The sequence below is a fragment of the Bacteroides sp. L008 genome (genome assembly GCF_040812255.1).
Taxonomy (GTDB): domain Bacteria; phylum Bacteroidota; class Bacteroidia; order Bacteroidales; family Bacteroidaceae; genus Bacteroides; species Bacteroides vicugnae.
Map to the genome: position 1 here is coordinate 854,996 of NZ_JBFNXO010000002.1, position 21,971 is coordinate 876,966.

A 21,971-nucleotide genomic window follows, 5' to 3' on the forward strand; every position below is an offset into this window, starting at 1 on the left:
CCGGTTCGGAAATGAAATCAATCCGTTCAGGGGATAAAGCTATATTTCCTGTCTCACTCTTGCTTTTTACTATTTAATTTTGTATCTTTAGTGCTTCCCATCTTTCCAAAGACAGGTAATCATATTACAAAGTGACCAATATCATCTTATAAGGTGATATTGGTCACTTTGTAATGTGCCTATTGTCCCGTTGTAACGGGACGACTTACCGACTGCATAAAAAACTACTAATCTCTGCACTGAAAACCCTTAATCTTTGCACTGAAAAGTCTTAAGTACAAGATTGAAAAAATAGTTTGTTGCAGTATGATGATATGACAATGCCTCAACTATGGTATCACATTTACCGGAATCAGCCGTACCTCACTATTCAAGCCGGAGGGTAACGGACTCCAATGCCCATAATTGGCCGGACGATAGTTCAAATCAACAATATTGATTTCTTTGAATTTGCGCCACTGCACTCCCTGCCTGTCTAATTCTGCAATTCGATTCGCAGGGAGATTCGTGACTTCTATCTCGATGTGGTTTTTTCCGGGTTTTAAGAACTCGCCTACCTTTAGTTGATAAGGCACTGCCCATGCGCATCCCGCTTCCTGTCCGTTGATGCGGACACGGGCACTTTCGCGTACATCTCCCAAATCAAGAATCCAGTCGTCAGCTTGCAAAGCCGGCAATTCGATGTCTAAGGAATAAACACCGGTTCCCATGTTCGTTTGGGCTGCCGGATGATTGATATGGGTCCATGAACAGGGGCGATCTATATCAAATGTTCCTTGAATTTCCGGTTTGCTTTCGGTGAAGTGCAACTTCCAACCATGATCCAGACGAAGGCTGAAAGGTTGTTCTTTTACATACTTCCACGGTTTGGATGTCTGCAAAGATTGTTGATACGTTTGCAGAATAATCGATTCACCGGATTTTAATTGCAAATAGACTTGTGTTTTGCCGTCTGCCTGTCTCACTTTAGCTTCACCACATTCTCCGGTCATGGGATTGAAGAGAGCGGCTGCGGCTGCATTCGTTCCCAATGTGATCCAACCGTCCACTCCTTTATTTTGCAAGGAAGAGATGAAATAGTGGTGTCCCGTATCATTCACTCTCCGGATCGCTTGTAGTCCGAATTTGGTTTTCATTTCTTCGGGAGAGATATTGCAGCTGGCCAATGTGCGTGCATAATCCGTTCCTGTGATAATCTTCCCCTTTCCGATTGGAGTAACGGTTGTTTCCGAGAAAGAAACAGCCGGAAGTTGCCGGAGCGTACGCTGGTAGCTTTGGCGTTTTTGTTCCAACTGACCGTATCCCGGTACATCTGTCGGATAATTTTCGAGGAATACGATAGTAGCTCCCTGTTTGGCAAGTTCATAAAGATGTGCCAATACATCACTCGGCATTAGGTGCGCAGCAGGCACTACCAATGCTTTGTAGCCCGTTCCGCCCGAAGTAACCAACTGGCCGTCTTTGAAACGTGTACTGCGAATAAAGTTATCGGAAATATAATCCCCGTCATAGCCGCTGTTGTTGATGCGATGGATAGCGTCGATAAACTTAGGAGCCAGTTTATCCATGTGGTGTATCGTGAATAATAACAATCGTCCCGGCTGCTCATTCCACATATCATATACCGGAAGATAAATCAGGAAATCATTATCCGGCCGTCCCATTTGCAGAAAGCTCTGGCAACGGGTGATATAGTTGAAGAACGAAGGAGCATCACGCCAAATACTGTTTGTCGGACTCATATTGATAGAAGCGTAGAACAACCATCCGGGCCATTCGGCTTCTTTCGGAGAATACGGAGTGCCGTGGAAAAACATATGATTGACACCGGAAACGAACATCAGATCCATATCCGGTTTGCACTGCGACAAAGAAGTGCGGAAATGTTCCGTCAGCCACGTGAATGTTTCGGAAGAAGTATATGTTTTTCCTGCAATGTGAGCGGCCGAAGAGGCGTATTTCAGCATAGACAGGTCGGAATCATTCTTTTTGGTCAAGGAGTCCTGACGCAATCCTTCGATATGGAATTGCGACAGTCCGAAACCCTCACATTCGGGAATATCTACGGCGGCATAAATATCAATCAGGTTAGCGGGGGAACCGTGTGCCTGATTGCGGGTAATGCTACCGTTTTTGTGTGCCCAGTCCGTCCACTGACAGGTAAAGTTCTCCAATAATAAATCGGAAATCGTTTCCCGGTAATCGGATACGATACGTCTGCTGACTTCCGGACGGCTTTCGTCCAGAAATTCAGGGAAATGTTCTTCCAGTTTGTACCCCCGTCGACGAGTGAATTGTTCCAGGAAATCGTCTGTCCAATCTGCCTGATACACTTCGTAAGAGTCGTTGAAGAATGTATGGGGATAGCTCGTCTTGCTGCTTTTGAAAGCACGGTCAAAACGGGAAAGATAGTTCTTTACAGCTTTCTTTGAGAGGTGGTTCATCACATATCCCTCACCTCCGGGAGCGGCACGTTTCACTTTCTGTCGTGTCTTACCAATATAAAGAGCTACGATTTTCCATTTGCCCGCAGGTGCTTTCCATTGTAGTTTGTCTTTTTTTACGTGGGCGGTCAGGTTGATACATTTACCTTTCTCATCGTAAGCCATCACCCGGCTTAGTACGGAATAAGCCTGTTGCTTAGGGTCGGTCACGTTGATATCTTGTTCAATCTCTTTGCCTCCCTCTAGGTTGTATGTCTGGAAGATAGCCTTAGTGGCTGCATCTTCAATACTGACTTCCGGTCCGCCGAAAGGCCATCCGGTTCCGGTATTCATGTCAATCTCGATACCGGTGCGCTTTCCTTCCGCCTGTGTATGTTTGAGAACTTCCATCCAGCGGGGAGAGAGAAATTGAATCTCGTTCGTATCATTGCCCTGCACACCATAGATGGGAGTAATTTCTACCGCCCCCATTCCGGTGCGTGCATATTCTTGCAGATTGTATGTCAGGTTCTTTTCATCTACGGCACTTCCCAACCACCACCATCTGGTACCGGGACGTGCTTCCACCGGAGTATCCGGCCATTGCTGTGCTTGCATTACTCCACCTGCGGCAAGCAGGCAAAGGACTATCCATTGTCTTTTATTCATCATTCGTTCGGCGTATTATAATATTCTATGTTTTCTGCATCATCAGTAACAAAAAGCGGTCGTCCGTCCGGCTGTTCAAAGTGGAAACGAATGCCGTCGAAGGTAATATTCCGTGCATGACGGATATAAAATCCTTTGGCGGGAATCGTGCCGAACATCCACGGTTCGGGATATATTTTTTCCTGTTCGGGCGGAACGCGTTTGCCATCCTCTTCACTGTAGCCACCTTTATAATAAAGGTGAATATTACGGAAAGTCACGTCCTCGATACAGGCTCCCGGTACGCCGCTGATGATAGAAGCATACCGGCTGTCGGCATTCCATACATTGATATCGCTGATAAGAATACGTTTCATGGTGCCTACAGGAGTACCTTCAGGACTGCGCATACGTGCACCCAACCGGAGGAAAATAGGCGCGTTGACTATATTTCTCATTGTGATGTTGCTGATTACAATATCTTCCAGATGTCCTCCGTCTACCGTTTCCAATGCCAGCCCACGGCAATGTTCAAAGATACAGTTCGTAATCGCAATATTGCGGAAACCTCCACTACTTTCTGTGCCGAATTTGATGCGTCCCGTACGGAAACCATGATCGGGAGCCTGTGGTTCGTCCAACTGCCAAGTGCCGTCCATTACACTGCCTTTGTCAAAGCCGCTGACATAACAATCACTGATCGTCACATTTTCCGTGTCTTGGAAGCGTCCTAATCCATAAGAGGCTTTCAAGACAATGGCATCATCCCAGGGGGAGTTCACCGTGCATTGGCTGATACGTACGTTCCGGCAGCAATCAATATCGAAGCCGTCCCGGTTGGTGTCTACTTTCAGATTCAGAATCGTCAGATGATCCACTCCGGTAGCCAACAGGGCGAAATGCCCGCAATGCAGCATGGATAAATCTTTCAGGGTCACATTTCTGCAATCTTTCAGGCTGATCGCCTTATTGCCTACACCCGGCAGGCGGCTCTCTTCACGGGTCAAGCCTTTACCGTAGATTAAGCCGGGACCACTGATCGTAATATTCTCCAGTCCGATTCCCCAAATTAAAGAGTTTTTCCAATGGCTGTGACCGAAATCCTGATACTTGTTATGTTCATTCGGTTCGGCGGTATCATATCCTTCCTCTTTTCCGGGAAAGGCGGCAATGATGCGGGTGCCCTGTTCCAGATAGATATGAATGTTACTTTTTAACCGGATGGAATAACACGCATATTCTCCCGCAGGTAGATATACTGTGCCTCCTCCGGCCTGTGCGGCCGCTTCAATCGCACGATTGATGGCAGGCGAATCAATTGTTTCCCCATCCGCTTTGGCTCCGAAGTCCATTACATTATAAATGGCTGCATGTAGATAAATGCAACCTATTAACAGACTGAATAATAAATAGATCCTTTTCATTTTTTGTCGATTTTGGCAAAAATATCCGGTAACATATAGTAGTTGTAATCCGCTTTTTCATTCTGTTCGTAGAAACAGAAATAAAGCCGGAAAGGCTTGTTTCCTTCGTTTCGGGAAGAAGCCGGGGAGAGACTGCAACGTCCGGCCAATACAGGGCGGTCGGTTTGTTTGCCCGATTCGTAAAGCATCAGGGGAGTTGCATCCTTATGTCCGTCGCTCAAGCGGATATCATCGGTAGGAGTGACAGCCTGCAGCGTTTTCAACTTCATGCTTTCTCCGTAGTAGCAAGTGAAGGTTTGTCCCTCCACGCTGAATACATTGATGTCCGAATCCGGTTGGCAATCGCCGAAACTCCAAAATAGGGCATCGGCTTCCGGAGCAGAGGCGACTTCTACTTCCAGGATAAATCCACGACTATCGGGCAGTGCTTTCCATTGGAAGGACACTCCCTGTATCTTTTCTTCAGGTTTTAGCCAGTGGCTTTCGTTTCCTTTCTTCGATACACCCAACCGGAAAGTGCCGGCAGGTGGCGTCAGTGCTTGTGCTTGCGCCTTAATGAGCAAGATTCCCAGCAGTGCGATGGTCAGGAGATGTTTTAACATAGTTGAAGTTGATATTACTTTGTTCATTCTCTTTTAGTTCAATGACATTCTTTTCTTCTGTCTTTAACGTGATTTCAGATAAGTTGAAATTCTTCGTATAGCAGATTTTGCCCGGTTTGTCGGTCTGCGCTTCGATGGCATAAAGATAGAAATTTTCCAGACGTAACGAGTCATTCCATCCCGAAGCGGAGATAAATTCGTCCACATTTTCCGCTTTTACCTTTGATACGTAGACATTGCGGAAACGCGGATAACCTTTTTCGGGAGGCGTTACCGGGGTCAGCATGACTCTCCAGTGCTCCGGGATTTCTTTCCCTTCATACTCTTTGGGTAAAGTGCTGTAACTGTAACTGGGGTTCCAGTTCAAGTCTGCTGCCAGTACGTGACGGACGTTTTCCGCTTTTACTTCAGTCATATAAATGTTTTCGATTGTTCCTCCGCGGTTCATGGCACTTTTCAACCGTAGTACGGCGGAGGTGCCGATTGCTTCCAGATTATATCCCAATACATTCCGTATGCTGCCGGAAGTTTCGCTTCCGCAGGTGATAAGTCCGGCACCTTTGCGGGCGATGCAATTCCGTATGACCACATTTTCTGTAGGAAGGTTCACCCGCAGTCCGTCTGCATCCCGTCCCGATTTGATACAGATATTATCATCGTTACAGTCTACATCGCAGTTTTCGACCAAGATATTGCAGGAAGAATCAATGTCGATACCGTCCGTGCTCGGACCGTGTCCGCCTATATTGTTGTTGATTGTCAGTCCGTCTATCGTGCAATAATCGGAGTAAAGAATCTGACATCCCCAAAAACCGGTACGCATCAGGGTAAATCCTTTCAATGTAATGTCCGAGCTACGTTCTATGAGGATGCCCCGTACCCGTTTGCAGTCGTAATCCACAATCCAGCGCAATCCTTTTGCTTCGTATTCTTTCCGCATTTCCCAATATTTATCCCAAAATACTTTTCCCCGGCAGTCCAGCGTTCCTTCTCCGGTGACAGAAACGTTCTTTTCATTGACAATGTTGATAACTGCCGCGGGCCATGTCATCTCGATTCCTGCAATCCGTGAACGGAATTCGGGATAATGATGAATGGATGGGCTGGCCAATAAAGTCACCCCTTTGTCCAGTTGCAGGTTGACACCGCTTTTTACGAACAGTGCTCCTGTCTGGTAATATCCCGGTTGGAGAACTACCGTTCCTCCACCGCTGACGGCACAACTGTCAATTGCTTTCTGGATAGCTTCCGTGCTAAGCACCGTGCTGTCTGCTACTGCGCCAAAAGAATTAGCGGATAAAATTACATTGTTTCCGGGCATTTGCCGGCTGCCTACACTGTCGGCCCACGACAAATCCGGTTGCTGCGGAACCTGCCCCCATTCGAAGCTGTTGTTTCCTGCCTGTTTGGCCGTTGGGGTGGCGCAAGCTGCTGTCAAAAGTGTGCCTGCTAGTAGGAGCAGGGGAAAGATACCTTTGGTTTTCATATTTATCTAATGCCTGATACTTAATACTTGATACTTGATACCTAATACTTATCTCCTAATTTCCGTCCGGTTTCTCTATTTCCGTGAATGGTGATTCGTTCCAATGGAAAACATTCACATCGTCCGGTTGTGCCGGGTTATAGGATGGGTCTATTTTCAGGTGTTTAGCCAGTTCCGGTACGGCTTTTTTCATTCCTTCAATCACACATTGGGCTATTTGATAGGCTCCGTAAGGATTAAAGTGGGTGTTATCGGCAAAATCCTTGGTCTGTCCCGGATAAGTGCCTGCCGGATAATGCACGAAAGCGCGTTTGGACGTTTCCGGCCCCAAGGCTTCATAAAGCGTACGGGTCATTTCGTTGAGGTCGATCAACGGAACATTTTCCTTTGCTGCCAGCCAGCGCATGGCTTCCGGATAATCTTCGTGTGTGTCACGGATATGTCCGGTGGCATCGAAACTCCGGCGTTGGGTGGGAGTGACTAGTACGGGGTATGCTCCCCGTGCACGGGCTTCATCAATAAATGTTTTCAGGCTGGTCATAAAAGAGTAATAGGCTCCTTTGCCCGGCCCTTTCTGCTTTTGGTCGTTATGTCCGAATTCCATGAAAAGATAATCTCCTTTCTTTATCTGGCTCAATGCTTTTTTCAAACGTCCTGCGGCAATAAAAGTATTGGCTGATTCGCCCGATTCCGCATAATTGGCGATACAAACGTCTGTGCCGAAGAAATGAGGTATCATTTGTCCCCAGCTCGCCCATGGCTCGTTGTCTTGGTCGACTACGGTACTGTTGCCGCATAGAAAAACGGTAATCACCGACGGATCAGCAGGCTTGATACTGATACTCTGGCATACGGGTGCATCGCCGTTAAATTCCAGCGTCAGTTTATCGTCCCAGTTCAGTTTGGTCTTTTCGCGGGGTTTGATACGTACGGATTCTTTCTCGGAAATGCGGGGATTGCGTTTGTTGATGATAAATGTTTCATCTACGAATTGTCCCTTTTGGGTCGCGAGGTTATCAATGAACAGTCGGCGTGACTCGCCTCTTACAGTGGTCACCCCTGCCTGTTTCTTGCTTCCCAGGCGAACGGTTACTTGGTAGTTACCATCCGGCACACGGACAGAAAAGAAGAAGGGTGTCTTACTGCCTTTTGCGGGAGTAGCGACGAGATCATATCCGTATCCTGTCTCCTCACTGTAACGGGGAGCGTCTGCCAACTGGTATGTTTGGGCTTTCTCCTGTGCGTTGATATTTGCCGTTGCCAGGACTAGCAAACCTATAATAGTTGTTTTCATGTAAATAATATAAAAGTATATTGATTATGGAATTTAGGTACGGATTACACGGATTTCACGGTTTTTAGAATTACGCTTTCTATAGAGTAACAGCGTAATCCGTGTAATCCGTGCCTGATAATTTCCCATTTAGTTAATTTTTGGTTTGAGCTCGTCAGGCGAATCTTTGGTATAAGATTTCACATCTCCCGCCACTTTGGTGAATAATGCCTGAATCAGTTCCGGAGCTATCTTCTCTGTCGGACGGAAAGCATCCGAATTCATATAATCCAGGATTGCTTTGTGCATCTGGCGGGCTACAATCCGTTTTTCCGGTTGGGAGGTAATATCCATACTGGTCATCATCAGTTTGCCGTTCAACACCTTTGCTTCGAACAACATTCCGATTTTCCGGCTGATAAACCAGGTATCAATACTTTGAATCGTAGGTTGGAATTCTGCCGGGAAGTCGGTGAATTGCATCACTTGCGCTTTGTTCAGCAGTTCCCACCATTGCAGGTTGCTATGATATTCAGTAGGAAATTCACGGAAAAGAGGGTGATATTCATTCAGGAAAATACCTGTTGTGTGTGGCGGACGCATCTTGAACCAGGAAGTATTCCAAAATACGGGAGTAAAATATTGTTTGACTTCCTTGCCGTATTGTATCTTTCCGGCAGCCGTAATCAGCACATTTCCTCCGTCCTGCAACACTGCCAATGCTTTGGCGTCCAAGGTGTCGGTGGTATATACTGTTCCTTGTACCAGTTCCACTTGTGCCGGATATACCCAGAAATCCCAGTCGTTTACGGCATCACTGCCTTCGATACGCACTTCCAGATTTAGTTTCTGCGGTGTATCGATTCCTTCCAGAGTCATATCTACACTACCTAAGGAATAAAGATTACCGATGGGAATGCGATGGGTACCGACAGTTCCATGAGCATATACCTTTCCGAATTTATCCTTAATGGTATAAACTGTTTTTGCGCTTTCTAAGGGAGCAGCTCCGAAATGGGATACTTCGATGTCGGCATGGAATGTTTCATTGTTGGTATATACAAATTTGGGAATACGTGCCAAAGGTACGGTCGGACTGCAAAAGCGTCTGAATTGCTCTGCGTTGATATATCCTTTTTCTTCAAAGAACACGTCCAGTACACCGACTAATGCAGTTCCCTGACCGGAATAATCATTGAGAGCCAGCAACTGGAATCCCGCATAGTCCGGAGTACGCAAGGTCTTTTCAATCTCATGTTTGTAGCAGAGTGCCTGCAATTTGCCCGAAGCCATCATGAAATCGTAGCTTTGGCTTCCCATGTGGTTATCGTTCAGAATATCCCGGAAGATTTCAAAGTTCTTCGCTTTGTTAACTCCCGTATATTTACGGATTTCATTGAAATTCGGGAATACGCACCATTGACCCGTTTCGTGTGATACATACGGTTGTTTCACCGTGTCAATCCTTGTACGATAATCCGATTCACTTTCCGGTTGCGCACCTGCCCAGCTTAATCCGCGTGCACCTGCTTTCACATGATACTCATTGTGAGGTTGCCATTGCCAACTGTTTCCAACGGAAGCTCCTGTGTATACACGACGCGAATCGGTTGCTTTCCAATAATCCACGAACTTGCTGACCCATGCCACCCAACGACCGGAAGGCTCATTGCCGCAAGCCAGCATACAGTATGAAGCGTAATTCCCATATTCCTTGGTCAGTGCAATGGTTTCGTCCATCAGGTATTTGTCAATCGGTTGTCCGTTACCCAGTCTCGGACCGTGGTTCGGCCAGCTCGGTCCTTCCGGTTGCAGATAGAAACCAACCAGATCGGCAGCAATGAAAGCTGCCTCCGGCGGACAGAAAGAGTGGAAGCGCATATGATTCAAGCCGTAGCTGCGGCAAATGCGGAATACCCGTTCCCAAGAAGCCACATCCATCGGAGCATAGCCTGTCAACGGGAAATCACAGTTCTCCACTGTACCGCGAAGCATTGTCTTACGACCGTTCACATAGAACCATTTTCCCTCGATCTTGAAATCACGCATACCGAATTGTACCTGTTTCGTATCAGACTGTTTGCCGTTGACCAGCTTTGCCGTCAGTTTATAAAGTGCCGGACTGAATTCATCCCACGTCAGAAACTCTTTTCCCATCGGAAGTTCCATTTCCACCGGATTATCTCCCGGACGGATGTTGAAACTTTGATGTATGGGAGCCACTTTGTGCTGAATGTCCGTGTTAAAGCTCTCGGCGGAAAGGGTGATCTCTCCCTTGGTGGAAGAAGCAGACCGTATATTCATGCGAACCAGCGCTTTCTGATTGCTCAAATCGGGATATACCTGAATATCTTCTAAATGGACTTTGGGAGTAGCTTGTAATTCGATTCGTCCGACGATGCCGTTCCAGTTACCTTGTGTCTGGTCGGTGATGCTGTGAGAATCGGGACCTACGTTGATTTCTTTGATTCTATTATCGATACGGATGGTAATCTGGTACGTTTTTCCGGGGGTGGTTACAGCAGTCAAGTCATAGACATGGGGAACACAAAGACTGTTTTGCATACCAAGCTCCTGCTGATTTACCCATACAGTAGTTTCGATGTGCGGACGTTCCAGAAAAAGAGTGATTCTTTCTCCTTTCCAGTCAGCCGGAATTGTCACTTTCTTTTGATACCAGGCCACACCTACATAATGTTTGTCGGGAGTCAGAAAGAAGGGTAGTTTTACTTGTCCCTCTATCCTGTATTTTTCCATATATGGGTTGAAGTAGTAGGAACTGTCGTAGAGGCTTCCGGTCCATTGGGTACGGACGGTCACTTCATCTCCTTTCCATTTTTCGGGCATGGAGCCGGGCAGGTTGATAGAATCGTCGAGGGATTTTTTGAACCATTGTTCCTTGGCGCCGGTATCTTCCCGGTCTATCCGGAAATTCCATTTGCCGGATAAGCTGAAAGAGTGATTTTGTCCCACTACGGTCAGTATGGAGATAAATACGATAGCAATATTTACTAAAAGTCGTTTCATGATATATAGAGTTGATATGTTTTTCATTCTTTTTAAAATCTGCCGCTAAAGTAGAGCTTTTTAAGGGTTTAGTAAATAGAAAGATGTACAGATACATAGAATATTGTATCAAAATGGACATCTAAAAGCGTTCGTGTACAAAACTACATGGATTTGAAATATTGTCCATGCTCTTTATCTTTGAGGAGGGGCGGAGATGCCTTATCTTTGCAGGGTAAACTTTTTAATCTTAATAAGGAACCATGAAAAAAGTAGTAATCTGGATAGCTCTAAGTCTTTGGTCGGTGATGACAATCTTTGCCGGTGAGACAGCTTACCTCTTTTCTTATTTTATCAATGACAGTAAAGACGGACTGCATTTAGCATATAGTTATGATGGATTGAACTGGCTGCCTTTACATGGCGGACGTTCTTATCTTACCCCTGCGGTTGGTAAAGATAAATTAATGCGTGACCCCAGTATTTGCCAGTCGCCGGACGGAACTTTTCACATGGTCTGGACTTCTAGTTGGACGGACCGGATTATCGGATATGCCTCTTCCCGAGATTTGGTTCATTGGAGTGAGCAACAAGCAATTCCTGTGATGATGCACGAGCTGGATGCACATAACTGTTGGGCTCCCGAACTGTTTTACGATGAACCTTCACAAACCTATTATATCTTTTGGGCAACTACGATTCCCGGTCGTCACAAAGAAGTGGCTACCAGTGAAAGTGAGAAAGGACTGAATCATCGTATTTATTATGTAACAACGAAGGACTTTCGTACTTTCTCGAAGACGAAGATGTTCTTCAATCCTGATTTCAGTGTGATTGATGCCGCTATTGTGAAAGATCCGAAGCGGGAAGATCTGATAATGGTAGTCAAGAATGAAAATTCCAATCCACCGGAAAAGAATTTGCGTGTGACACGTACAAAGAAGATAGAAAAAGGATTCCCGACCCAAGTATCAGCATCTATTACAGGAAAATATTGGGCGGAAGGTCCGGCTCCTCTTTTTGTAGGTGATACGCTTTATGTCTATTTTGATAAATACCGTGACCATCGTTATGGAGCTGTTCGTTCTTTGGATCATGGTGAAACATGGGAAGATGTGTCCGATCAGGTCTCTTTCCCGAGAGGCATCCGTCATGGAACGGCGTTTGCGGTGGATGCTTCTGTTGTGGAGGCACTAAAAAAGAAGTCTTGGTTTAACGACAAAGACCTGACACTGACAGGAGTCTATTATTATCCCGAACATTGGGATGAAAGCCAGTGGGAACGTGATTTCAAGAAGATGCATGAACTGGGATTTGAATTTACCCATTTTGCCGAGTTTGCCTGGGCGCAACTGGAACCGGAAGAGGGACGCTATGATTTTGCCTGGCTCGATAAAGCCGTGGCTTTAGCTGCCAAATATGATTTGAAAGTGATCATGTGTACTTCTACTGCCACTCCTCCTGTATGGATGAGCCGGAAATATCCCGAAATTCTATTGAAGAATGAGGATGGAACGATACTTGACCACGGTGCTCGGCAGCATGCTTCATTTGCTTCGCCTCTTTACAGGGAATTATCATACAAGATGATTGAAAAACTGGCGCAACATTATGGAAATGACTCCCGTATTATCGGATGGCAACTCGACAACGAACCTGCTGTACAGTTTGATTATAATCCGAAAGCGGAGCTTGCTTTCCGTGATTTTCTCCGTGCCAAATACAATAATGATATCCAACTTTTAAATGATGCATGGGGCACTGCTTTCTGGAGTGAGGCTTATTCGTCTTTTGATGAAATAACGCTTCCCAAGCGCGTACAGATGTTTATGAATCATCATCAAATTTTGGATTACCGCCGTTTTGCTGCATCACAAACCAATGATTTCCTGAACGAACAATGTCTGTTGATTAAGAAATATGCAAAGAACCAATGGGTGACTACGAATTATATACCGAATTATGATGAAGGTCACATCGGTGGTAGCTCCGCACTTGATTTCCAGAGTTACACCCGCTATATGGTATATGGTGATAATGAGGGGATTGGTCGTCGAGGCTACCGGGTAGGTAATCCGTTGCGGATAGCTTGGGCAAATGATTTTTTCCGTCCGATACAGGGTACTTATGGTGTGATGGAATTACAGCCGGGACAGGTGAACTGGGGCAGTATCAATCCCCAACCTCTTCCGGGCGCAGTTCGTCTGTGGATGTGGAGTGTGTTTGCCGGTGGAAGTGATTTTATCTGCACCTATCGTTATCGCCAGCCTCTTTACGGCACGGAACAATATCATTACGGAATTGTCGGCACGGACGGAGTGACTGTTACTCCCGGCGGAAGAGAATATGAGACATTTATAAAGGAGATTCGTGAACTTCGTAAACATTGCTCTTCCCGTGAAACCAAACCTGCCGATTACCTTGCCCGTCGTACTGCAATTCTTTTCAATCATGAAAACTCCTGGAGTATCGAGCGGCAGAAGCAGAATCGTACATGGGACACTTTTGCACACATCGAAAAGTACTACCGTACCCTAAAATCATTCGGAGCTCCTGTCGATTTTATATCAGAGACAAAGAATTTATCCGATTATCCGGTGGTCGTAATACCGGCTTATCAATTGGCTGATAAGGAACTGGTGGATAAATGGATTGCATACGTGAAAAATGGCGGAAATCTAATCTTAACCTGCCGTACGGCACAAAAGGATCGTTATGGCCGTCTTCCTGAAGCTCCTTTTGGCTCCATGATTACTCCTTTGACAGGAAACGAAATGAACTTTTACGATTTACTTCTTCCTGAAGATCCCGGTACTGTAATGATGGATGGAAAGGAGTATGCTTGGAATACATGGGGAGAAATTCTGAATCCTCCCATTGACGCACAGGTCTGGGCTACTTATAAAAACGAATTCTATGAAGGAAGTCCGGCTGTTACTTTCCGTAAATTAGGAAAGGGAACAATCACTTATGTTGGAGTGGACAGTCATGATGGAGCATTGGAAAAAGATATATTGAAGAAACTATATGTACAACTGAATATCCCGGTGATGGACCTGCCATCTGGTGTGACAATGGAATATCGTAATGGATTGGGAATTGTATTGAACTATTCGGATCGTCCTTATACATTTAACTTGCCGAAAGGGGGCAAGGCGCTGATAGGAACTACGGAAATTCCTACGGCAGGTGTATTGGTCTTTTCAATGTAACAATAAATAGATATTTTTATCTTTGCAGGATTTGAATGAATTAAAAATAGAATCATACGATGAAGACGAACTTATTGAAATATATGGCAGGTATCTGCTTTTGTCTGTTGACTGCTTCTTTGGCTTTTGCCGGTGATAATTATAAGACGGTAAAGGTGAAAGCGCCTTTTCCCATGCAGCCTATTAAAATCTTTATTTATCCCGATAAAGATTTCCCGATAACGGATTACGGTGCACAACCGGGAGGTGAGACGGATAATACCAAAGCCATTGCTGCCGCTATTGAGGCATGTAATCAAGCGGGAGGTGGACGTGTGGTTGTTCCGGCTGGTACATGGCTGACCGGGCCTATTCATTTCAAGAGTAATGTAAACCTCTGTTTGGAAGAGAATGCAGTTTTGAATTTCACGGATAATCCTTCTGATTATCTTCCGGCAGTGATGACTTCCTGGGAAGGCTTGGAATGTTATAACTATTCTCCTTTACTTTATGCTTTTGAATGTGAGAATGTGGCGATTACGGGTAAAGGAACTCTCCAGCCGAAAATGGATGCCTGGAGAGTTTGGTTCAAACGTCCCCAGCCTCATTTGGAAGCGTTGAAGGAGTTGTATACAAAAGCTTCGACTAATGTCCCTGTGATAGAACGTCAGATGGCAATAGGGGAGAATCATCTTCGTCCGCATCTGATTCATTTCAATCGTTGCAAGAATGTGCTGTTGGATGGATTTAAGATACGGGAAAGTCCGTTCTGGACCATTCACCTTTATATGTGTGACGGGGGAGTGGTACGCAATCTGGATGTGAAAGCTCATGGACATAATAACGATGGTATCGACTTTGAAATGAGTCGCAACTTTCTGGTGGAGGATTGTTCTTTCGATCAGGGGGATGATGCGGTAGTTATCAAGGCCGGACGCAATCAGGATGCCTGGAGATTGAATACTCCTTGTGAAAATATTGTTATCCGTCGTTGTCAAATTCTTAAAGGGCATACTTTGCTTGGCATCGGAAGTGAAATATCCGGAGGCATACGGAATATCTATATGCACGATTGCACGGCTCCTAATTCGGTAATGCGTCTTTTCTTCGTGAAGACCAATCATCGCCGGGGTGGATTTATAGAAAACGTTTACATGAAAAATGTACAGGCAGGCATCGCTCAACGGGTGCTTGAAATAGATACGGAAGTATTGTATCAATGGAAAGATCTGGTACCTACTTATGAGGAACGGATTACCCGTATTGATGGCATTTATATGGATAAGGTGACTTGTGAGTCGGCAGATGCCATCTATGAATTGAAGGGGAATGCCAAATTACCGGTTAAGAATGTAACGATTGAGAATGTGAAAGTGGGTGAGGTGAAAGAGTTCGTGAAGAAAGTGAATAATGTAGAGAATGTAGTGGAAAAGAATGTGACTTATGATAGGAAAGGGAAATAACCCTTTCCTGAAAGTAGCGGAAAATTTCATGCTATAATTTTAGTATAATGTAGTATCTTAGCAGCAAAATTGAAAACTTTATGCTAAGATGAAGAAATCCTTTTATTTATTACTGCTAATCACTCTATATAGCAGTATCAGCTTTGCCCAAAGCCTGAAATCTATATCTATTTTAGGCGATTCGTATTCAACATTTGAAGGATACCTGCAACCCGATACCAATAGCATTTGGTATTACGTTTCTCCGCAACAGCAAACGGACGTAACTTCCGTAAAGCAGACTTGGTGGCATAAATTCATCAAAGAGAATAACTACCGCCTTTGTATCAATAACTCATTTTCCGGTGCAACAATTTGTAATACCGGTTATAATCAGGCTGATTATTCGGATCGTTCTTTTATTACCCGTATGGATAAGTTGGGATGTCCGGATATCATCTTTATTTTCGGTGCAACGAATGATTGTTGGGCCGGTTCACCGCTTGGGGATTACAAGTATGAAGGATGGACCAAGGAAGATTTATATACATTCCGTCCGGCCATGGCATATCTGCTTGACCACATGATTGATCGTTATCCTAATGTTGAGATCTATTTTCTGCTGAATTCAGGTTTAAAGGAAGAGTTTAATGAGTCGGTCAGAGCTATCTGTCATCACTATAATATTGATTGTATTGAACTGCATGATATTGATAAAAAGAGCGGTCATCCTTCGATAAAGGGGATGGAGCAGATTAGCGATCAGATTAAGATGTTTATGAAGAAGACGAAGTGAAAATACATCGGGAATTAAGATAATGATATTGCCACTTGCTACTCTTTGATTAGGAATACTATTTCAAAGAGTGTCAAGTGGCAATAAGTTTAGTTGTTTATCTTAATATCCCGGATTCTGCATTGCTTTCTTTTCTTCATTACTTAGTGCAGAACCATTTGAATTGGTGATACCATCCAGGAAGGCTTGAGGAATCGGACGATAGTAATGTTTCTCCGGTTTGAATTCACCAAGACCTCTGCTGACACCATCGTTGAATTTATGCCAACGTGCGTCTAATGTTTTGGTACGCGCCAAATCCTCCCAGCGTTGCAATTCGCCACAAAGCTCACGGGTACGTTCATTTAATAGGAAGCACATCATTTTGTCAGCATTGGATGTACAGCCCAGTTCGTTGTAGATAGGGGTGTCGACTGTAGAGTTATAAACATCTGCCACACTATTTAATTTCATTGTTGTTTTAGTAGAAGCAGTAGTCTCCTGTCCGATATTGTTTGACTCATAATAAGTGTTCTCTTCCCAGTAAATAGCACCTTCGGAAGAATGCCCGCCACCTTTTCCGGAACAATAAGGATTATTCTTATAAGCTTGTCCGCCATCTACATTCTTACTACGGTCTTCACCTGTTTCGTAACCGGCACGTTCACGCAGTTTATTTATCCATTCGATAGCTTTGTCGTAATTGGCTTCCCCTTTACGAATATACGCTTCGGCAACCATTAATACATCATCTGCCGAACGGGCGATGATGGCATCGCGAGTACCGAATTGAGATGCAATGGAAACACGGTAACCATCCCGGAATTTAGATAAAGCTACTGAACGCTTGTGAGGTATGATATCGTAATAATTGCCCGTTTTCTCATTTATATTCCAGCTGTGTTCCTGTCCTTTGAAATAACGTACATATGTATATGTATTGCACATTTTTCCATCTTTCAGAACAGTATATGCCGGAGCGTTGGGATATTTTTCATAGCGGTTGTCGCCCGGGGCATTAACGATGTATTTCATACCGAGTTCACCTCCACTAAAACGTTTGTCGCCTTCTTTTACACCTGCCGGGGCATATGGCATATCTTCTGCTGTCCAGGTGGGAGCACTTTTGGTCTCGTTGGCTCCATAACAGGTAATGAATGATTTCCAGAAACGAGAGTCATTGACACGGTCAAACACCTGCATAGTATATTCTGTGGCACTCACATATGAGAATTCACGTCCTCCGGAGATGTCGCGTTTACATCCACCTATATCATTACCTTGATATACGGCCGGATAATAAAGATGCATCTGATTTCCATAACGTCCCCATGTTGATTCGTCGTTAGAGAATTGAGCTGCCAGAACCACTTCACTTACTTTTTCATTGGCTCCGTTCGGCTGCTCATAGTCCCAAAGTTCTACATAGTCATTGCACAACGGATGTGCATCTACCACTTCCGAACCATATTGAATCACAGCATCAAGGTCGGATGCTACATAATTACTGTTCCAGTCACTGTACAATTCGGATGCCCGGAATAAATGCGCTTTTGCGAGGAAATGGGCGGCAGCGTATTTATTGATTCGTCCAATCGATTCACCTTTATCCGGAAGTAGTCTGTAGGCTTCTCCAAAATCTGATATAATCTGGGTGTATATTTCTTCAGCAGAATTTCGTGTGAAATATGTTTCCGCACTTGTGGACGGAACTAATTTTAACGGTACGCCACCAAATTGCTTCACTAATTCGAAATAAGCATAAGCCCTTAGAAAATGCGCTTCTCCCAGACGTGTGTTATATGAGGGTGAACTTTGGTTATAATATTGAGGTATATTCTGGATCAATATGTTTGCGGGTTCAACCAGTCCGTAGTAATTGTCCCAGACAGGTTGGTTGGCATCTTTTTCAGATGAATTTAAATCTTGGCTATAGTGGTTCCATGCAGGGATAACATTGTTAGCATCGGTAAATTCATCCACTCCCATGTTGTAACACTGAATACCCCATATATAGTTGAATTTGAATTTTAGTTTCTGGTAGGCTCCAGTCACTAATTCATCAAGTCCTTCCTGTGTCTTAAAGCGGTCAGTACTATATTGAGTTGTTAAATTCTCATCAAGGAAAGATTCACTGCACGAAGTGATCGAACTTCCTGTTGCGCCGGCTATTAGAGCTGCAAATAATATTCTATTTAATTTCATAATGTCTTTACTTTAATTTGTTTATTAGAATCCAATGTTGACACCTATTACAAAACTCTTCAAAGTGGTAGGTGAGCCAAATGTCTTGGTGTTATTGTCATAGTTTACCAAGTCAGTATCCAAAAAGTCACATGCCTTATAGATGTTGAATGGATTCATGGCTTGAACATACAACTTCAGATTATTGATACCCAAATTCTTTAATTGCTGTGGGGCAAAGTTATAACCCAATGAAATATTACGAACTTTGATGTATGAGCCATCCTGATAGTTCATTGCACTGTTAAAGGCATCGGCTCCTTCACCGTTAGAACCGGGTGAATAGTATTTTGCATTCTCATTGGTACCGGCCACCCAATAGTCTACTTTACGCTGCATATAGCGACCGTCAAGAGTAACGGCTCCCTGTGGAACTGTAAACCCCCAGCGTGATAGAATAAAGAAGGACAGTTCAAAATTCTTATAACTGAAAGTATTACTCCATCCACCTGTCCAGCGTGGACGTGTGTGCCCTACAATTTTCTTATCGTCATTAGCATCAATTTTGCCGTCATTATTTAAATCTTTCACTTTGATTTGTCCCGGTTTACGTCCATATTTGGCAGCTTCTTCAGCTTCTTCTGTTTTCCAGATGCCATCATATACCCAGTCGTAATAAACGCCGATTTCTTCACCGACAAACCATTTATTGTTCACATCTTCCGTTCTACCATTGGACAATTCGTCAATTCGGTTTCTGTCCATTGACCATGTTAAAGTAGTGCTCCAAGAAAAATCTTTTGTTTGTACAGGTATTGCATTTACTTGTAGGTCAATACCATATCCGGATGTTTTACCCACATTCGCATAAGTGGAAACATAACCCGTTAGCGAAGGAATTGACATTTCCAGTAACAAATCATCTGTTTTCGTTTTGTATGCATCGACACTACCGGTAAGCCGGTTATTAAAGAAACCATAGTCAACACCGACATTGTATTGTGTAGTTCTTTCCCAGCCTAGAGTCGGATTAGCCATTTTGGCGGGTTCCTTCTGTGAAGGATCTGAAGGTACATAACCCAGAGATGAGTCATTCTGTCCCCAGTTATAGTATAAACCTGTGATGGCACCTTTGGTTGCATATGCTTTGATTGCCGCATTACCTGTAACACCCATACCTACACGAAGTTTCAACTGATTCAGCCAACTGATGTCTTTCAGGAAATCTTCCTGATCCATTCTCCATGCGATAGCAGCAGAGGGGAAACTGGCCCATTTGTGTCCTTCGGCTAATTGAGAGGCACCGTCCCAACGCATAGATGCTGTTAGCAAGTACTTATCTTTATAACCATAATTCAGGCGAATCATATAAGAAGCCATTTGAGTTTCAGTCAGTCCTGTGCCGAAAGAGTTCAGTGTGCCGGCAGAGCCTATATTATACCAAAGCTCATCCGATGAGGCTACATTAGTGGCTCTCATATCTCCCATCTCGTAATGGTAGGCAGAAGCGGATTGCATCAATGTCATTCCCAAATTATGCTGTCCCAGAGACTTGTTGTAATAGATCAGGTTATCTAATGTCCATGCACGTTTTTGTTCGTTTTTATATTGTGCACCATTGTTACCGTCTCCATTAATACCATCAGCAGCGTTAGCAACTCCTAAGGTGTAGAATTGGAATTCAGGGCCAAACTGAAGACGATAGGACAAACCTTCCAATGGTTTCCAGATTTTACCGAAATCAATTTGTGAATACAAACTGGCAGAAGCGCGGAAAGTGCGGCGTTGATTAGTATTATAGTCCAATTCGCGAATAGGGTTGATGATATTTACATCACCACTCGGATAACGGACATATTCACCGTTTTCATCGTAAGGCACTGTCCAGGGGATCATACCTCTTAATGCACTATAGAAATCACCCGAACCGGTTACAGATTTTGAGAAACTGTATCCATAGTCTTGAGTTGAATACGATGCATTGATTGAAGACCCCATTTTGAACCAATCGACAGGAGTTACGTCAAATGAGGTTTTCAATGTATAGCGTTCGTATGCTTGTCCCGGTTGTGTACCTTTCTGGTCCAGATAGCCGAATGAGGCATAGCCTTGAAATTTGTCAGACCCTCCGGATGCGCTTAAGGTATGTTCGTGAGTGATCCCTGTTTGTTTGCCGTGAGAAGTCCAGTCGTATGAACCTACTAAAGATGGATCGTAAACTCCGTTTACCCATGCCTTCTCGATGTTCTGCCATGAAGAGGTTACACTGCCGAATGCAGCTTTATCTGCTTCATAAGTCGGAGTGGCGGAAGCATAAGATCCTGCATTGTATTTAGCTAAGCGGGCATAATCCAGCCATTCGGAGGCAGACATCATCTTTGTTACATCGTGTAGTGTTTCAAAAGTGACAGTACCGGAATAGTTCAGGGTTACCTTCCCTTCTTTTCCTTTTTTAGTAGTCACAAGAATGACACCATTGGCACCACGTGAACCATAAATTGCTGTGGCTGAAGCATCTTTCAGAATGTCAATAGATTCAATATCGGAAGGATTGATGTTTTCAATGCCTCCATTTTGAATGACCATACCGTCTACCACATACAACGGACCCTGTTCCGCATTAATGGAGCGTTGTCCACGGATATTAATGTTACCGACCTCTCCGGGACGTTGACTGGACGTGATATCTACACCGGCTGTTTTGCCTTGCATTCCTTCCAGTGCGTTTCTTACAGGCATTGCTTTCAGTTCTTTTTCTCCTACGCGAGCCATAGCACCGGTTACGTCACTTTTTTTCTGGACTCCATATCCTACAACTACTACTTCGTCTAAGGTTTCCGTATCTTCTTGAAGAGTAATTTGGAAGTTAGTATTTCCGGCCACGGATACTTCTTGTTTTTTATATCCTATATAAGTGATAGTGATTGTACCTTTCATTGGCACATTGGAAAGAGAAAACTTGCCATTTAAATCGGTAATTGTACCATTAGTAGTACCATTAACCAATACACTGGCACCAATAACCGGTTCTCCGGTGAAATCTGTAACTGTGCCCGAAATTGTCTTATTCTGGGCATAAGATTCTACTATTAAAAAAGAAAACAAAGTGAGGAGAAATAGCCGTCGGATAGTATCCTTATAGGCGTACAGGTGATTACCTTTTTTGTTGCTTTTCATACTTTAATTATTAAGTTATAAATATTGGTTTATATAGCCTTTATTGTTCATTTTCTTTTCGTCTTCTTTTGAGGACTTTTTATCTCTTGCTTTATTATATGGGGATATTCCTGTAATATAGGATTTTATAGAGGATTGGTAATGTAATGTATTATATAATATTTATATATTTACATAGTGTATTTATTGTTATTAAGTTAAACAAAAGTTAGATTCTCTTTTTAAAAGAAACTTTTTACATTCTACCTGTGAAAAAGTGTTGCAAACATAACGACTTAATCAAGATATAGCAATGCAGAATCGTACAAATGCATGGAAAATACCGTCTTTTGCACGATAT

The 21,971-nt window shown here is 44.0% G+C and carries 11 protein-coding genes; 3 read left to right on the plus strand and 8 right to left on the minus strand.

From position 1 onward, the window contains the following. Nucleotides 1-329: 329 nt before the first annotated feature. From AB3G73_RS22365 to AB3G73_RS22390, 6 genes are all read right to left on the minus strand, one after another. Nucleotides 330-3,095: a glycosyl hydrolase gene (locus tag AB3G73_RS22365; protein ID WP_367745637.1), complete on the minus strand. Its 2,766-nt coding sequence runs from the start codon at nt 3,093-3,095 to the stop codon at nt 330-332. Then, nucleotides 3,092-4,495, minus strand: coding sequence for a glycoside hydrolase family 28 protein (locus AB3G73_RS22370; RefSeq protein WP_367745638.1), 1,404 nt, complete (start codon nt 4,493-4,495; stop codon nt 3,092-3,094). The genes AB3G73_RS22365 and AB3G73_RS22370 overlap by 4 nt, the downstream gene beginning before the upstream one ends. Beyond that, a complete protein-coding gene (locus tag AB3G73_RS22375) occupies nt 4,492-5,097 on the minus strand; it encodes a DUF4450 domain-containing protein (RefSeq protein WP_367745639.1) in 606 nt (201 codons plus the stop codon). Before AB3G73_RS22375 ends, AB3G73_RS22370 begins: the two co-directional genes overlap by 4 nt. Next, complete coding sequence (locus AB3G73_RS22380; protein WP_259022265.1) at nt 5,048-6,583, minus strand: glycoside hydrolase family 28 protein; 1,536 nt, start codon at nt 6,581-6,583, stop codon at nt 5,048-5,050. The genes AB3G73_RS22375 and AB3G73_RS22380 overlap by 50 nt, the downstream gene beginning before the upstream one ends. Nucleotides 6,584-6,638: 55 nt before the next feature. Continuing rightward, complete coding sequence (locus AB3G73_RS22385; protein WP_367745640.1) at nt 6,639-7,877, minus strand: rhamnogalacturonan acetylesterase; 1,239 nt, start codon at nt 7,875-7,877, stop codon at nt 6,639-6,641. A 129-nt stretch (nt 7,878-8,006) separates the two neighbouring features. Continuing rightward, nucleotides 8,007-10,883, minus strand: coding sequence for a sugar-binding domain-containing protein (locus AB3G73_RS22390; protein WP_367745641.1), 2,877 nt, complete (start codon nt 10,881-10,883; stop codon nt 8,007-8,009). A gap of 446 nt (nt 10,884-11,329) precedes the next feature. Between AB3G73_RS22390 and AB3G73_RS22395 the strand changes: the two genes are divergently transcribed. The 3 genes from AB3G73_RS22395 (at nt 11,330) to AB3G73_RS22405 (ending at nt 16,291) form a co-directional block, all read left to right on the plus strand. Continuing rightward, nucleotides 11,330-14,074 carry a beta-galactosidase gene (locus AB3G73_RS22395; RefSeq protein WP_367745724.1) on the plus strand — a complete coding sequence of 915 codons (2,745 nt, stop codon included), beginning with the start codon at nt 11,330-11,332 and terminating at the stop codon, nt 14,072-14,074. 59 nt (nt 14,075-14,133) lie between these two features. After that, the gene (locus AB3G73_RS22400; RefSeq protein WP_167511717.1) at nt 14,134-15,516 is read left to right on the plus strand and encodes a glycoside hydrolase family 28 protein; all 1,383 of its coding nucleotides are present in this window, start codon (nt 14,134-14,136) and stop codon (nt 15,514-15,516) included. An 88-nt stretch (nt 15,517-15,604) separates the two neighbouring features. Continuing rightward, nucleotides 15,605-16,291, plus strand: coding sequence for an SGNH/GDSL hydrolase family protein (locus AB3G73_RS22405; protein ID WP_195648510.1), 687 nt, complete (start codon nt 15,605-15,607; stop codon nt 16,289-16,291). A gap of 102 nt (nt 16,292-16,393) precedes the next feature. Here AB3G73_RS22405 and AB3G73_RS22410 read toward each other — a convergent pair whose 3' ends face one another. Beyond that, nucleotides 16,394-18,475: a RagB/SusD family nutrient uptake outer membrane protein gene (locus AB3G73_RS22410; RefSeq protein ID WP_367745642.1), complete on the minus strand. Its 2,082-nt coding sequence runs from the start codon at nt 18,473-18,475 to the stop codon at nt 16,394-16,396. A 24-nt stretch (nt 18,476-18,499) separates the two neighbouring features. Beyond that, complete coding sequence (locus tag AB3G73_RS22415; RefSeq protein WP_342993131.1) at nt 18,500-21,631, minus strand: TonB-dependent receptor; 3,132 nt, start codon at nt 21,629-21,631, stop codon at nt 18,500-18,502. Nucleotides 21,632-21,971 lie beyond the last annotated feature (340 nt).

Bases quoted from the DNA above. Each gene is read 5' to 3' on its own strand.
- AB3G73_RS22365 (WP_367745637.1), bottom strand. From the start codon at position 3,095: ATGATGAATAAAAGACAATGGATAGTCCTTTGCCTGCTTGCCGCAGGT.
- AB3G73_RS22370 (WP_367745638.1), bottom strand. From the start codon at position 4,495: ATGAAAAGGATCTATTTATTATTCAGTCTGTTAATAGGTTGCATTTAT.
- AB3G73_RS22375 (WP_367745639.1), bottom strand. From the start codon at position 5,097: ATGTTAAAACATCTCCTGACCATCGCACTGCTGGGAATCTTGCTCATT.
- AB3G73_RS22380 (WP_259022265.1), bottom strand. From the start codon at position 6,583: ATGAAAACCAAAGGTATCTTTCCCCTGCTCCTACTAGCAGGCACACTT.
- AB3G73_RS22385 (WP_367745640.1), bottom strand. From the start codon at position 7,877: ATGAAAACAACTATTATAGGTTTGCTAGTCCTGGCAACGGCAAATATC.
- AB3G73_RS22390 (WP_367745641.1), bottom strand. From the start codon at position 10,883: ATGAAACGACTTTTAGTAAATATTGCTATCGTATTTATCTCCATACTG.
- AB3G73_RS22395 (WP_367745724.1), top strand. From the start codon at position 11,330: ATGCGTGACCCCAGTATTTGCCAGTCGCCGGACGGAACTTTTCACATG.
- AB3G73_RS22400 (WP_167511717.1), top strand. From the start codon at position 14,134: ATGAAGACGAACTTATTGAAATATATGGCAGGTATCTGCTTTTGTCTG.
- AB3G73_RS22405 (WP_195648510.1), top strand. From the start codon at position 15,605: ATGAAGAAATCCTTTTATTTATTACTGCTAATCACTCTATATAGCAGT.
- AB3G73_RS22410 (WP_367745642.1), bottom strand. From the start codon at position 18,475: ATGAAATTAAATAGAATATTATTTGCAGCTCTAATAGCCGGCGCAACA.
- AB3G73_RS22415 (WP_342993131.1), bottom strand. From the start codon at position 21,631: ATGAAAAGCAACAAAAAAGGTAATCACCTGTACGCCTATAAGGATACT.